We start from the raw sequence: 13,717 nt of genomic DNA, 5'->3' as shown, positions 1-13,717 counted from the left end.
ACTACGCCCCGCGTGGACTTTCACCACAGATGTATGACATGCCCGTCATACAACGTAAAGGCTGTAGTACCGAGAGCGGTGCTACAGCCTTTTTCGTTTGTCAGGCGAAAGCCTCTTAGTGGTTCTTGGAGGTCATGATGTTGAGCACGAGACGATCCGTCTCATTCATACCCACACGGCCTATGCTGGTCAGGTTGTCTATCGTCTGATCCACATCATCATCCACGATGCCCTCGCTACCCGTGACCACCTTCTGCTCCATTGCTAGCAAAGCGGAGAACATCGCCGTGCTCACTCCGCTTGACACCTTCAGGCTACAGCTCGGCTTAGCCCCATCGCAGAGGAGCCCCGTGATGTTGCCCACCATATTCTTCACTGCATAGCTCACCTGCTGCTTATTACCTCCGAGTAGATAGGTCAATCCACAAGCAGCGCCCGTCGAGGCGACGACACAACCGCACAGAGCCGAGAGGCGGCCCAGCTTCTGCTTGATATAGATCACCATCAGATTGCTCAGCATCAGAGCGCGGACAGTCTCCTCGTGACTCTTCTGCTGCTCCTTGGCAAAGGTCAGCACAGGCATCGTCGCCGTTATCCCCTGGTTACCACTGCCCGAATTGCTCATCACTGTCACCGGCGCCCCGTCCATGCGAGCATCGCAGGCGGCACTCGTCGCCGAGATGATCTGCGTCAAGGCTGAGTTCCCTAGATACTTCCGACCTAAGTCACTCTGCACCATACGCCCCACAGCGTGACCGTAGTTAGACTTCATCGAGAGGCGACTAGCCTCTGCATTGACCTCCGCATCAGCTAGGATAAACTCTATCTCCTCCAGCGGAGCAGTCGTAGCGAAGTCATAGACGAGCGAAAAGTTGAGCGTCAGCTCCTCCTCGTCCTCCACGTCCTCCTGCTGTCCTATCGGATGGTCCTCTAGCACTTGGGTTCCCTTGGCAAGGTAAGTCAGATGGTCATGCTTGCCACTGATGATAGCGGTAGCCGTCTCCCCGTCAGTCGTCTGTATCGTCACCTCAGCGTAGAGCTTGTCTACAGGCTCAGGCTTCGTGCCGATGGTGATGACCTTAGCCTCGACCAACTGCTTAGCCTCAGCCAGTTGCTCAGGCGTAAAGCTGTCTAGGAGTGTGAGCCCTTTGTCAGGCTGTGCGATGACAATGCCTAGCGCTATAGCTATCGGCAATCCGATCATACCCGTCCCGGGTATACCCACCCCGAGGGCATTCTTGAGTACGTTGGGGCTTAGCAATACCGAGACGCTCTTTGGCGTAAAGTCGCCCAGCGTAGCACTAGCGTAAGCAGTGCAAAGCGATACGGCAACAGGCTCTGTACAGCCTGTAGCGGGGACCACCTCTTGGTGTATGAGCGAGATAATCTCTTGACGTAGAGCGGGAATCAGTGTGTTTGTCGTCTTCATAAGAAGGAATAGTTTGGAGGGATTATGGATTTGTCTCTTCGTAGTCAGTCCGTGTCACATAGATCAGGGAGGTCGCTCCGAGCGTAATCACATCGCCCGAATGTAGCTCGCAAAAGGTATCCGGCAGGTACTCAACCCCCGCCACAAAAGTCCCCGTCATACTGTCCAAATCCTGTATGATCGCCTGGCCATCGGGCTCTATCGTGATCTGGCAATGGTTACGTCCCAAGCTCGGATCGCTACTATGTATGGGGATAGTCACCGAGGTGCCACGCCCGTTGTAGCTGCCTATCGTATTGCACCCCTCGTAGAGCGGGAGCAGGGCAGCGTAGGCAAAGTCATTGGCAATCAACTGTAAGTAAGCCCGCACGGGCTCCCCCTCAGGCGCGAAGTCTGCGTAGCGCACCTTGAGATGCTCTAGCGTGGCGCCCCTAAGGCGAAAGCGTAGACTCTCGGAGCATGTTGGGCAGAGCATAGCGACCTTGCCACGGCAGTCGGCATTAGCTAGAATCGTCTCTTCGGAGATCTTAGTCGTACAGTGAGGACAGAGGATATAGTTCACGGAAATGTGTGCGAAAGTTCGTTCTTGCCCACAAATTTACCACAAATATACCAGCTAAGCTCGCTTCGCTCGGAGCCACCCGCAGTTTCTCCCCCATGAAACTGGAGTTTCTCCCGTATGAAACTTTAGTTTCTCCTAGGTGGAACTAAAGTTTCATCCTCATGCACTGACAGTTAGTCCAAAATGGAACATTCAGAAGTCTCACGAGTAACGATATGTAGGGACGCACGGTCGTGCGTCCGTTGTATCAATAAGAACAGTGTCAAGGCTTTAATGGGGACGGACGCACAGATCGTGCGTCCCTACAAAGGGCTACACGTCTCGCTGTACTACAACGTAAGATTTGCACAAAGAGAGGGGGCGGCACCTAGACTCCTTTGTCTCAGTGTCGCCCCCTGTGTGAGGTTTGTGTGCGACCCCTACTTAGCGGGGTCAGCCACAGTGACTAGTACTTGATCTCCTCGTCTTGACCCATCTCGTGACGTGTGATCTTCTTGCGGTCTATCGCCCGCCAAGCGTAGAAGATGTAGGCGAGGACAAACGGGATCAGTAGCGAGACGATGCTCATAGCCTTGAGAGTATAAGGACTGGAGCTACTGTTTTGTAGCGTCAGCGAGCTATTGAGATCAGCTATCGAGGGGTAGTAAGCCGTGTTGTTGTACCCGAGGATGAGGAGCAGACCTAGGACAGCGAGGACGACACCGACACCTTCGAGCCAGATACCCTTGCGGAAGCCTTTCTTGACCAGTGTGAGGATCACGCCCGCTAGGACAAGTACCACACCCACGAGGAAGACAATGAGAATCACTGGCATAGCGAGGAAGTTGTGCAGATACTTGTACTGGACTAGGCTCACGGCTCCCGTGCTGGGGTCTACATCGTATCCCTTGGTTACCATAAGGAAGACCACATAAGCGACGAAGAGGACGACGAAGATAGCCGCATTGGGGAGCAAGCTCTTGCGAGCACGCTCGTAGGCGACCTCATCCTCGATATTGTTGATGAAGTATAGGAGCGCTGTAGTGCGTGCGAGGAAGAGCAGCGTCACCCCGAGTACCACATTCCAGGGGTTGAAGATAGCCTCCAGCCCGTGTAGCTGTAGCCCCGTGAGGGGATCGGGCTGCCAGACGGAGATGGTCTGCATCGAGGACGAGAGGTCGTAGATAGCGCTCTTGTCCACGACGAAGTTACCGCCTGTGAAGAGCGTCGAGACCGCAGCGCCTAGTAGCACTGGAGCCAAGACACCATTGATGAAGAGGAAGGTCTGGAAGGTCTTCTTGCCCCATATGTTACCATGCTTAGACTGATACTCATACGAGACCGCCTGGATGACAAAGGTCAAGCAGATCAAGATCCATACCCAGTAAGCTCCACCGAAGCTGGTTGAGTAGAAGAGCGGGAAGGAGGCAAAGAAGGCACCTCCGAAGGTAACTAGAGTCGTGAGGGTAAACTCCCATTTACGACCCGTTGAATTGACGATCATACGCTGCAGAGGCTCGTCACGACGAGCTGCAAAGATGAAGGTCTGTCCGCCCTGCACGAAGAGCAGGAAGACAAGCAGGGCACCCAGCAGTGAGACTAGGAACCACCAGTATTGCTGTAGAAATGCGTAGTCCATTATGATAGTGTGTCTATGGGGTTAGTGATTACTTACTCTCACGCTTGCTAAAGAGCTGCTCTACATCATTCAGATGAGACTCAGGGCCATGCTTGATCGCCTTGACCATGATGCTTACCTCTGCGATGAGGAGGATCGTAAAGAGTACGGCAAAGATGAAGAACGTGGTCATCACGTTTTCGGGTGCCAGCTTAGAGACAGCCGCATTCAGCGGGAGCATATCCTGGATAGCCCATGGCTGACGACCCATCTCAGCGACGACCCATCCAGCCTGGCTGGCGATCCACGCTAGCGGGATACAGATGACCGTGATGATATGTAGCCAGCGATAGCGAGCGTACTCCTCGCAGCTCTTCTTACGTTGCAGTATCCAGATGAGGAGGAGGACAAGAATAAAGAGGAAGCCACAACCGACCATGATACGGAAGGCGTAGTACATAAGCGGCACGTTCGGTACTAGGTCTGCCTTGTTCTGGACGTAACCATAGCCAAAGTGGTCGAAGTTCTCCTGTATGATCGCATTCTGACGCTCCATCTCGGCAGCGTCCCCAGCCTTCTGCGCCTCGCCATAAGCAGCGAGCGCCTCAATAGCTATCTTGCCACGACGCATACGCTCATCAGCAGAGAGCGCTTGGTTGCCATTCTGGTCATAGTAACCACCCTCTAGGATGTTGTTGATACCTGGTACGTAGCCATCGGTAGAGCGTGTGCCCAGCCATGAGAGCATAGAGGGCATCTTGATATTGAAGACGAATGGATCTTGGTTTGCCTCAGCCTGTGGCGTGAGCTTGTCGCAGTCTAGCAGACCGATAGCGCTAAGCCCTAGCCCCTTGCCGTCAGCAGTCTTGCCGTCGGGGGTGCTTTCGCCAGCATCATAGAGAGCCTCCATAGCAGCGAGCTTCATAGGCTGGCGCTGAGCCACGTTGTAGCCTGAGGTATCACCCGTGAAGGCGGTGAGTAGTGCAGCAACTAGTCCGAAGGGAGCGATGATACGACTATTGGCCAGTGCAAACTCCTTGTGCTTGCCACGAAGGATGTAGATGGCGCAGATACCCAGCGCAAAGATAGAGCCGAGCGTCCAGGAGGAGATAGTCGTATGCCAGAACTTATTAACCGCTGAGCTAGAGAATGCCACGGCCCAGAAGTCAGCCATCTCGCTACGTACGGTAGCGGGGTTGAAGGACATACCGACAGGGTCTTGCATCCAAGCGTTGGCGACTAGGATCCATACGGCCGAGATGGTCGCACCGATGACGGTTAGCCAGGTAGAAGCTAGGTGGAAGCCACGGCTTACCTTGTTCCAGCCGAAGAACATGACAGCGATGAAGGTCGCCTCCATAAAGAAAGCGAGGATACCCTCGATGGCGAGCGGTGCGCCGAAGATATCACCCACGAGCCAGCTGTAGTTGGACCAGTTGGTACCAAACTCAAACTCGAGGATGAGTCCCGTAGCGACACCGATGGCAAAGTTGATACCGAAGAGCTTTTGCCAAAACATCGCCCATCTCTTCCACTCGGGGCGATTGGTCCTATAGTACTTAGTCTCGGCTATCGACATAATCACACCCAGTCCGAGCGTGAGTGGCACGAAGAGCCAGTGATAGCATGCGGTCAGCGCAAATTGCAGTCTAGACCAGAGGAGTAAAGCGTCTACATTCATTATGCTATATAGTTAAGTTAGTGATTACTATGATGGAGCGTGTCGACGACTGGTGCCGTCAGCTGATCCTGCACATACTCTATCTGCGCCTCCTTGTCTCCCTGCTGGGCGATAACCCGCGGGAAGAAGATAGGACGCAAGATGGCAAACATGATCAGAAGCTTGATGGCTACGATAATCCACAGCGTGCGGCTCGTGCGACTTTGGCTGCGTAGCCCGTCACGATAGAGGTCGTAAAACCAGCGAAGCCCCCAGTGGGTCTTGCCCTTTGTACCTGTAGATTCAGTATTCATATTCATCGGCACTAGCTGATATCTGCGACAAATGTAGTGTTTCTATATTAAATAAGAAGTCTTTTGGCGGAATATGTCACGAGAATGAACGATTTTGTCAAATCACGACCGCCATCTCCCCCCTATCGCAAGGATAGACTCGGGAATAATGCGGTGCAACCAGTCGATCACCTCGGCATCGGTCGCCTCCTCAGCAAGGGCTACTATAATAGTGTCGTAGCCCGCCACACTACCGAGCGAGGGCGATGACGAGGAGCTGTCCAGGATGGTCGCTATAGACTGCGCAAAGCCAGGCTCCGTGCGGATGACCAGCATCTGCCCCGAGAGCGCATACGAGTGGAAGCCGACCGTCGGGGATATGAGCCCCGTAGGTTGGGTCGTAACAGCGTCAGCCTGAGGCATCAGTGGGAGCTGATAGCACGACTTGAAGGAGCCAGGGCGCACCCCTTTGGTAGCACCCAGCTCAGCGAGATAGGTCGAGAGCGTACCCTGTGTGATAGAGATATTGCGACCTCTCAGGAGCTTGAGGAGCATCGCTTGGTCTGTCACTTCGTGAGTCCTGAGCAGGTCGGCGATGATACTGAGACGCTGGCTCTTCGTTTGCTTACTCATACTTTATAATAGGCTGACTCTTCGTTTGCTTATATAAGGTGTCACCTAGAGGCGTGTGCTACTAGCTCATACGACACCCATCGATGGTGCAAATATACTCTTTTTTATCTCGTTCTGGCGATTGGTGAGGAGCTACGCCTCTATGACAAAAACCGAACTATCAAGGAAATTGACCAATTCCTCCGTGGAGATCTTTGAACCTCCAGCGAGGAGCAAACAAATTCTTCGGAACTTTGATTTGCTTCTTCCGAAGTTTCATTTCATTCTTCCGAACTTTTATATCGGCCTTCCGTGGGGAAATTTCGTTTGCTCCCTGGAGCTTTCCGATTTCCTCCTGAGGAGTCAAAATCATCGGAGCATCCGAGTTGCCCTAGAACCAAAGAATCGTTGTAACCCCTGTTTATTATTAAAGTCGTACCTTTGTGGTACTGATTGTCTCTATACTGATAACACAATGAACGAACTACCCTACCTAGTATTTGCTGGTTCAGCCTCTCAGAATCTCGCCGAGAAGATCTGTGACTCACTAGGCTGCCCCCTGGGCAAGATGCGTACAGAGCACTTTGCCGATGGTGAATTTGCCGTATTCTACGAAGAGAGCATCCGTGGCAAGGATATCTTCCTCGTACAGTCGACCTATCCTAATGCCGACAACATCATGGAGCTCCTACTCATGATTGATGCGGCCAAGCGTGCCTCGGCTCACTACATCACTGCCGTCATACCCTACTTCGGATGGGCTAGACAGGACCGCAAGGACAAGCCTCGTGTCTCTATCGGTGCTAAGCTTATCGCAGACCTCCTCTCCGTAGCTGGTATCACACGCTTGATCACGATGGATCTGCATGCTGATCAGATACAAGGCTTCTTCAACGTACCGGTAGACCACCTATACGGTTCTACTGTCTTCACTGAGTATATCGAGCACAACATACCCGTGGAGAACCTCTGCATCGCCACCCCTGACGTGGGTGGTACGAAGCGTGCGAATAGCTATGCTCGCCACTTTGGGGTACCTATGGTAATCTGCCACAAGCGTCGCGCTAAGGCAAACGAGGTGGCCGAGATGACGATCATCGGTGACGTAGCTGGCAAGGATGTAATCCTCGTGGACGATATCGTTGACACCGCTGGCACGATGACCAAGGCTGCTGACCTGATGCTGGAGCATGGTGCGAAGTCTGTCAGAGCCTTTGCGACACATGCCGTCATGAGCGACCCCGCTACGAAGCGCATCGACCAGTCTGGTCTGACGGAGATGATCTTCACCGACTCAATACCTTACTCTAAGAAGAGCGAGAAGGTACGCATCATCAGCGTCGCCGAGCTCTTTGCCGAGTCTATCCGCCGAGTCTGTAGCCACGAGTCTATTAGCTCGCTCTACTCCTTCTAGACGCACACTATCTACAACAAGATACCCTAGCCTACTCACGGACGAGCGGGCTAGGGTATCTTCACTTTTCCATCTACGGGGTCGTCTCTCGGCTTCACAAGTCTCAAATACGTTTAGGCATTTCGCTTTTCCGCACCCCAACGATCATTGCATTCGCACAGCTCAAAGTCGGAGGACTAGGCTTATCTCAGCAAAGCGAGCGCACACCCACCACAAGACAAGTCTCCGCTAGACGATCGCACTTACCTTTGCGCCAACCATTGGGGAACAAGTGTCTCCAATGCCACAAGCCCCCCCACCTAAGTGCCTCTGTACACTCCTGGTGGGGGGTATAGATTAGGGAGTCTTCTCCCCCTTGTAGCTCTATGTGAAGCTGGATATATGAGTCGGCAAATCTGATACAAGACTCATGTTATCACGCAAAAAGCCTAGCTAAGGCTTGATAACTTTATAGGAGGTGTTATTGATGGTTAGTAGATAGATTCCACTCGGAAGGGCATAAGCCTCTACTGCGTCACACTCTCCTGCAGCAATCAAGTCTCCAGAAAGATTATGTAGCCGCCAAATGCTCTTGCCGAAGGGAATAATCCACACCTGTCCTACAGGATGATAGCATGGCGAGAGCTTGTTATCGATAGAGATGGTCGGGGTAGCATCAGCCTTGACAAATTGCACAGACACGTTAATATCCGCATTGAGGGTAACTTTGTAGACGGGGTTCTTGTCGTTTACTATATTCCCGTTATACGTCCATTGTTCAATTGTGTATCCTTCATCTTCAAATGGGTGTGCCTCAAAAGTAATCTCTGTGCCCTCTAGTAGAGAAGCTCCTGAAGATACAACGAGTCCATTGGCTAGAGCAGTGACCATACCACCTTCTCCATTAAACTGAAATGAGACTTTGTATTTCTTTACTTCCTTGACTAGGAGTTCTACATTGACGGGTTCATTTGGCATTGTGAGTTTTAGCATTGGACTTCCCATAGCGTTTGTTGAGCCATTTACCTTCCAGTGGTCAACGATATAGTTGTCGTTGTCCTGTAGTGAGAATATGACCTCATCCCCCTCGTGTAGTTGTGCTCCAGAAGTTATTGTTTTATCCCCGCATGTGACTGTAACTAGAGTGTCTACACTCTTAGGCCAGCTGAAGGATAGCTTGTATGTGGGAGGAGTTATGGGCTTAAATGCTGCTGAAATCTCTACATCTTCTGAAAGACGATGATGGTAGAGTTTCCCTCCTTCAGCTGATGCTGTAAGGCTAGAGGCTGGGATGAAGAGGGTGTTGATACGTATTCCCTCAATGATATAGCCATCTTGCGGAGTCACGACGATGGTAATCTGATCTCCAATAGGCAGAGTGCTGGGCATAATTAATTCGGTCCCTGATGAGGAAAGGACTTTTAGCGTACCTTCGGTCGCTGGGGGAGTAATCCAAGATATGGATGCTTTTTGCTCTTTAGCCTTATAGGTTGCAGCAATAGAGATGTCGCTCTGCACAGTGTACTGAACACCTTCGGTAGCATGATCAGAGATGTTGAGTTCGTCACGAGAGAGCTGTTTTTCTCCTATCTGTAGAGATTCGATTTCGAACCCCTCGTACTCAAAAGCTGTTACTTCGATGATTGTCTCTGGCTGCACTCTAGCTTTGTCTTGAATTTCCTCTTTAGTATAGAAGTCCACGACGGATATCCGCCCGTGACTCTCATCTGGCGCAGTAATTGTCACCTCACATTCTTGGGCAGTGGGCTTGTAAGTAGCAACTATAGAGACATCGCTCTGCACAGTGTACTGAATACCTTCGGTAGCATGATCAGAGATGTTGAGTTCGTCACGAGAGAGCTGTTTCTCTCCTATCTGTAGAGATGCGATTTCGAATCCTTCGTACTCGAAAGCTGTTACTTCGATGATTGTCTCTGGCTGCACTTTGGCTTTGTCTTGAATCTCCTCTTTAGTATAGAAGTCCACAACGGCTATCCGCCCATGCGCGCTATTGGGCTCAGCAATAGTTATGGTGAAGTCTTTCGGCTGAGGTGTCTCTACCTTATCTAGATATGCAGTATATGAGAGCATATAGCCAGTGGCGGTATGCTTGATTGTGGCTCGCCCTTCACTATCGAGGAGGGGAGTCAGGGTGTCGTCTTTGTATTTGACACCATCAAGCCAAATAAAGTCAATCTTGTATCCTGTATTAGGGGTTGTTGTGATGGTTAGCAGGGTCCCTTGGGGAACTTTATCCCAGCTATCGTAAGAGTGACCCTGCTCATCGGTGCAGGTTATGGTCGCTGAGCCTTTTGGCTCTACCTCGAGACCTAGAGATACCTTTCCCTGTGCATACACGATGGTGCTACTGGTCAGGAGGAGTAGTGTACATAGGATGTGATGAAGGTTGATATAACGCATTGTAGTATTTGGTCTAAATATAGTTTGTCTTGTTGTGAAAGTAGGGGGAGGGACTTTAGGAGATTATGATTTTCTGTGCATAATCTCCGCATATAATGATGTAGGTACCTAGAGAAAGCTCTAGGTGAACTCGAGTATGTGGTTCTACTCTTGTAATCTCAGTTCCTCGAATGTCATATAGAAAAGCGGTGTTATTTCTGCTCCTCGCATCTCTTAGGTCGATAGTCAAGGTGTGACCACTTGTCTTGATGATAGGATTGCTTACGAACTTCTCTTGGCTAGGTCGGGAGATAGCATTCCATTGATCATTGCCTATAACGACTCTCTCTCTTACTAGGCGACCATCATTGTATAGTAATCCTGACGCAGAGGGGTCAAAGGTTACACCTTGAGGCTCCAAAATAGATACCCCATGCAACTGCATCGATTGGAATCCGATGAGAGAGGCACCATCATTGGGGTGCGTACAGTTCATTTCAACGTAAGCGTCTTCGATGGTTAGGTGAGCACTGTTTTCTTTTAGTCCTCCTATGGCATAGTATCCAGAAGCGTAGACATTTGTCTTTTTGATGGTTAGGGACTGCCGATCGTCTATAGTTATGGCAGATGCTCCCAGCTTTAAATCTTTCGTCTCGACAAAGAGTTTCCCAGGACCAGTGATAATTAGGGGACCTCGACTGTAGATGCTAGCATATACGCTCCAAGCCTGACAGACCCCATTCACTTCAATCGTCAAGGGCGGGTCAGTCTCGTCATGAAAGTTCTCAATATTGGGAACATTCATATTGTAGTACTCTAGATTGCATATCTTAAGAAGATTGGTGTTTGGATTGTAGCACGCATAGCTTCCTGGTATTACAGAGTTTGGGAAGATATTGGATGCATTTTGTGTCGTGATATCAAGGTCATTGATGCGCAGTGGATACTTGTTGTTCCGCTTTAGCTGGAAGAGTCCCGAATTCGCATTGCCGTCTTTCCCAATTATTGCGGAGAAGGAAGGGCCATCCTCTGGTGTCTTAATGCCTACTCGTCCACCTTGAGGTTGCATGATATCCGCCCGCTTGATACTGATGCGATTCATTGCCCCAACAAGACCAGTGCTAGTCCAATTTACATGATCGAAGACCAGCAACCCATGTCCACGAGATAATGAAGCAACAGCAAAAGCTCCATCTACACCTACAACGTCGACTGTGCACTCCTTGAATCGAAGGATAGCCTCAGGGCTATTCATCGCAAAAGCTCCAGAAGAGGGCTTTGGGCAAGATACTTTGAGTTTTCCACTGCCTATGACTGTCACATATCCCTCGGTATATAATCCGAATTTATCAGCGTTGACTGAGCACTCTCCATCGACTCGGACGATGACCTCATCTAGGGCTTTCGTAACCTTTATTCCATAGTCTAGGGAGGCGTCTCGCAGAGAGAGCGTACGAGTCCTAGAGTCATACGAGATGCACCCATCCTTGCCTGCTCCAAGTCCAGCCAGTACGTTTGACGCATTATCTGGCGTAATGAGGACGTTGTCTACGGTGATTGTTTGAGCAGGCAAAATGGTAGGAGATAGTATTAAGATGAAAAAAACGAGTGTCGTATAAACGACGGAGGCGTATCGAGGCATAATGATTATTTATTGAGTGGATGAGAGTTGTTAATCTTACATTAAGGGATTAGAATCGTCTGATGGTATAGACCTAACTCTAGGACATAAACACCAGAGGGTAGAGGAATGGTGACTTGTCTTGTCAGTAGTTGCTCATAGATGAGCTCTCCTAATAGTGTGTACACCTTGATAGTCATCGGTGAGGCGGGCTGTCCTATCGACAGCTGTCCTAGTGACGTTGATATACTGGGTGCAGAGGGGCGTGTGTGTTGTACCGAATTCGCTCGAGCTATCTGTATAGGCTCTTTGCATAGTGTCACTCCATCGGTAGTCGCCCCACATAGGTTAGCGTCAAAGCGAACCCCCTGAGGATTAATAAAGGAAGCTCGATGTAAGACGAGAGCGTCAAAGCCCTCAAGAGTTGCGCCTCTTGTCTTATTGGTGCAGGTGAGTTCGAGGGTCGCATTGTCGATCAGTAGGCGACTTTGTAGACGAACCCCTCCTAGGGCAAAAGGACCACTAGCAAATAGATGACAGTCTCGTACTGTGAGCGTGTCTTTATCTGCGATGAGGATGCCTCCATAGTCTTGGCTGCCATCATCGGCATATACTTTGATTGACCCAAAACCTTGTATACAAGTGTTGCCAAAGAGGAGCATCCCCGAGAGCTTACTGTGTAGTTCTACATTGCCTTCTACATCAATGGTTAGGGTCTTGTCGATGGGAGCAAAGCGAGAGAATATCCCATTCTCTAGGTTGGTGTCGAGGACTAGATTTTTGAGGTGTAGTGTATTGCTCTTGGGGTCATAACTAGCAGATCCGGAACTGCCAATGGAGGCTAGGATATCGGATGCATTATCACGGGTCACTTGAGTCTGTCCGATGGCAATGGGATAGCTTTGATCAGGGGCGATCTGTAGTAGACCATAGTTGAGCTTATCATCGGGAGTTGTAGCTATGACGGCACATGTATAACCCCTATCATCATTGAGCTGTCCGAGATATACTTGATCCTTATTGACTATATCGCATCCCTGTAGGTATAGTTCCTTCATCCCTGCTACAAGCCCAATACTAGAGAAGTGAGCATCCTCGATTATAACATATCCCTCTCTCTTTACAGGGGAAAAGAGAGCCTCGCCATCATTACTGTCATTTACAGCTTCGACCCGCACCGTAGTCTTGCTTATTTTAAGGTAAAGTTCATCTTGCATTCCGCTGATAGAAAAACCTCGGGCATATCTTCCTGAGCTGCGAATGTGCAAGCTTCCAGAGCCTTGTATAAGTACAGGAGAAAAGATCTGAAAAGCCCAGTTTTTGGTGACTATTTCATTCTCCCCCTCGAGTTGTACCGTGATAAGCTGGTCTGGACGCTCTCCCGTTATTTTGATGCTATTGGTCAATTTCGCACCTCGGAGTGTTAGAGTATGAGTCTTGTAATCAAAGCTCACACAACCATCTCGACCCTCTCCTTGCCCCTCTAGGACATTTGTAGCATTGCTCTCTAAGACTTCGACATTATCTACATAAAGCTGCAGCGGCGCAGCCGCTAGAGATGGCAGAATGAATCCTCCTAAGAGGAGAAGTATGCAAAAGATATATGCTTTCATATGAGCTAGCATTTGTTGATGTGTAATAATCGAAGGGTTGCTCTAAAAAAAAGCTGTTCCTATAACGGCACAAAGGTATAGTTCCTTGATTGATAGCACAATACCCACTGTGAGGTATATTTACTTGCAGTCTGCATATCGCTCCACAGTACCCAGCAGCACATACATTTTTTGAATCTAGGTGTTTGCAGTTTTTCGGCGACCTTTCCTCCTATCTATGCATCCTTCAATGATAGTTTCAGTTGTCCGATGGGATCCCAGATCCAGCAAATCTCACGAGTAGCGATTTGTAAGGAATTGACGATCCGTGCATCAGTATCTGTTAAACATCACATTATAAACTTTCCGACTTTAAAGCTCATCTCGCTTTGGCACAAGGGACGCACAGACCATCGCCCCCCCCCTACAATTCGCTACACATCAGCGTGCTAATCTCACTCGTAATGAAAGCTGCGGAATCTATGGGGAGTATGAGCCAGCTCGCAGGGCTGACGCATTATAATTCCATTTCGAAGATTTCCTCTGGAGTCATACGTG

General features: G+C 50.0%; 10 protein-coding genes. 1 reads left to right on the top strand and 9 read right to left on the bottom strand.

The window, feature by feature from the left end:
* Positions 1-115 precede the first annotated feature (115 nt).
* The 6 genes from Q0X57_RS04345 to Q0X57_RS04320 all read right to left on the bottom strand — a co-directional run bounded on the left by Q0X57_RS04345 (position 116) and on the right by Q0X57_RS04320 (position 6,174).
* Positions 116-1,411 carry an L-serine ammonia-lyase, iron-sulfur-dependent, subunit alpha gene (locus tag Q0X57_RS04345; RefSeq protein WP_297728180.1) on the bottom strand — a complete coding sequence of 432 codons (1,296 nt, stop codon included), beginning with the start codon at positions 1,409-1,411 and terminating at the stop codon, positions 116-118.
* Positions 1,412-1,451: 40 nt separating this feature from the next.
* Positions 1,452-1,991: an FHA domain-containing protein gene (locus tag Q0X57_RS04340; protein WP_297728177.1), complete on the bottom strand. Its 540-nt coding sequence runs from the start codon at positions 1,989-1,991 to the stop codon at positions 1,452-1,454.
* Positions 1,992-2,436: 445 nt separating this feature from the next.
* On the bottom strand, positions 2,437-3,609 hold the full coding sequence (locus Q0X57_RS04335; RefSeq protein WP_297728174.1) for a cytochrome d ubiquinol oxidase subunit II: 1,173 nt from the start codon (positions 3,607-3,609) through the stop codon (positions 2,437-2,439).
* A 28-nt stretch (positions 3,610-3,637) separates the two neighbouring features.
* Positions 3,638-5,269 carry a cytochrome ubiquinol oxidase subunit I gene (locus Q0X57_RS04330; protein WP_297728171.1) on the bottom strand — a complete coding sequence of 544 codons (1,632 nt, stop codon included), beginning with the start codon at positions 5,267-5,269 and terminating at the stop codon, positions 3,638-3,640.
* A gap of 17 nt (positions 5,270-5,286) precedes the next feature.
* Entirely contained in the window at positions 5,287-5,562 is a 276-nt protein-coding gene (locus tag Q0X57_RS04325; protein ID WP_297728168.1) for a DUF4492 domain-containing protein, read from the bottom strand.
* Between the two features lie 102 nt (positions 5,563-5,664).
* The gene (locus Q0X57_RS04320) at positions 5,665-6,174 is read right to left on the bottom strand and encodes an ArgR family transcriptional regulator (RefSeq protein WP_297728165.1); all 510 of its coding nucleotides are present in this window, start codon (positions 6,172-6,174) and stop codon (positions 5,665-5,667) included.
* Positions 6,175-6,628: 454 nt separating this feature from the next.
* Between Q0X57_RS04320 and Q0X57_RS04315 the strand changes: the two genes are divergently transcribed.
* Positions 6,629-7,567 carry a ribose-phosphate pyrophosphokinase gene (locus Q0X57_RS04315; protein WP_297728162.1) on the top strand — a complete coding sequence of 313 codons (939 nt, stop codon included), beginning with the start codon at positions 6,629-6,631 and terminating at the stop codon, positions 7,565-7,567.
* A 432-nt stretch (positions 7,568-7,999) separates the two neighbouring features.
* Here the strand turns inward: Q0X57_RS04315 and Q0X57_RS04310 are convergent, their stop codons facing one another.
* The 3 genes from Q0X57_RS04310 to Q0X57_RS04300 form a co-directional block, all read right to left on the bottom strand.
* On the bottom strand, positions 8,000-9,967 hold the full coding sequence (locus Q0X57_RS04310; protein WP_297728159.1) for a hypothetical protein: 1,968 nt from the start codon (positions 9,965-9,967) through the stop codon (positions 8,000-8,002).
* 55 nt (positions 9,968-10,022) lie between these two features.
* On the bottom strand, positions 10,023-11,519 hold the full coding sequence (locus tag Q0X57_RS04305) for a hypothetical protein (RefSeq protein ID WP_297728156.1): 1,497 nt from the start codon (positions 11,517-11,519) through the stop codon (positions 10,023-10,025).
* 110 nt (positions 11,520-11,629) lie between these two features.
* Entirely contained in the window at positions 11,630-12,625 is a 996-nt protein-coding gene (locus Q0X57_RS04300; protein WP_297728154.1) for a hypothetical protein, read from the bottom strand.
* Positions 12,626-13,717 lie beyond the last annotated feature (1,092 nt).

Source organism: uncultured Porphyromonas sp. (assembly GCF_947254915.1).
In the GTDB taxonomy this organism is placed as follows: Bacteria; Bacteroidota; Bacteroidia; order Bacteroidales; family Porphyromonadaceae; genus Porphyromonas.
Note: the sequence above shows the minus strand (reverse complement) of the source record. Positions and strands in the feature narration are given on the sequence as shown.

Bases quoted from the DNA above. Each gene is read 5' to 3' on its own strand.
- Q0X57_RS04315 (WP_297728162.1), top strand. From the start codon at position 6,629: ATGAACGAACTACCCTACCTAGTATTTGCTGGTTCAGCCTCTCAGAAT.
- Q0X57_RS04335 (WP_297728174.1), bottom strand. From the start codon at position 3,609: ATGGACTACGCATTTCTACAGCAATACTGGTGGTTCCTAGTCTCACTG.
- Q0X57_RS04325 (WP_297728168.1), bottom strand. From the start codon at position 5,562: ATGAATACTGAATCTACAGGTACAAAGGGCAAGACCCACTGGGGGCTT.
- Q0X57_RS04320 (WP_297728165.1), bottom strand. From the start codon at position 6,174: ATGAGTAAGCAAACGAAGAGCCAGCGTCTCAGTATCATCGCCGACCTG.
- Q0X57_RS04310 (WP_297728159.1), bottom strand. From the start codon at position 9,967: ATGCGTTATATCAACCTTCATCACATCCTATGTACACTACTCCTCCTG.
- Q0X57_RS04330 (WP_297728171.1), bottom strand. From the start codon at position 5,269: ATGAATGTAGACGCTTTACTCCTCTGGTCTAGACTGCAATTTGCGCTG.
- Q0X57_RS04300 (WP_297728154.1), bottom strand. From the start codon at position 12,625: ATGAAGGAACTATACCTACAGGGATGCGATATAGTCAATAAGGATCAA.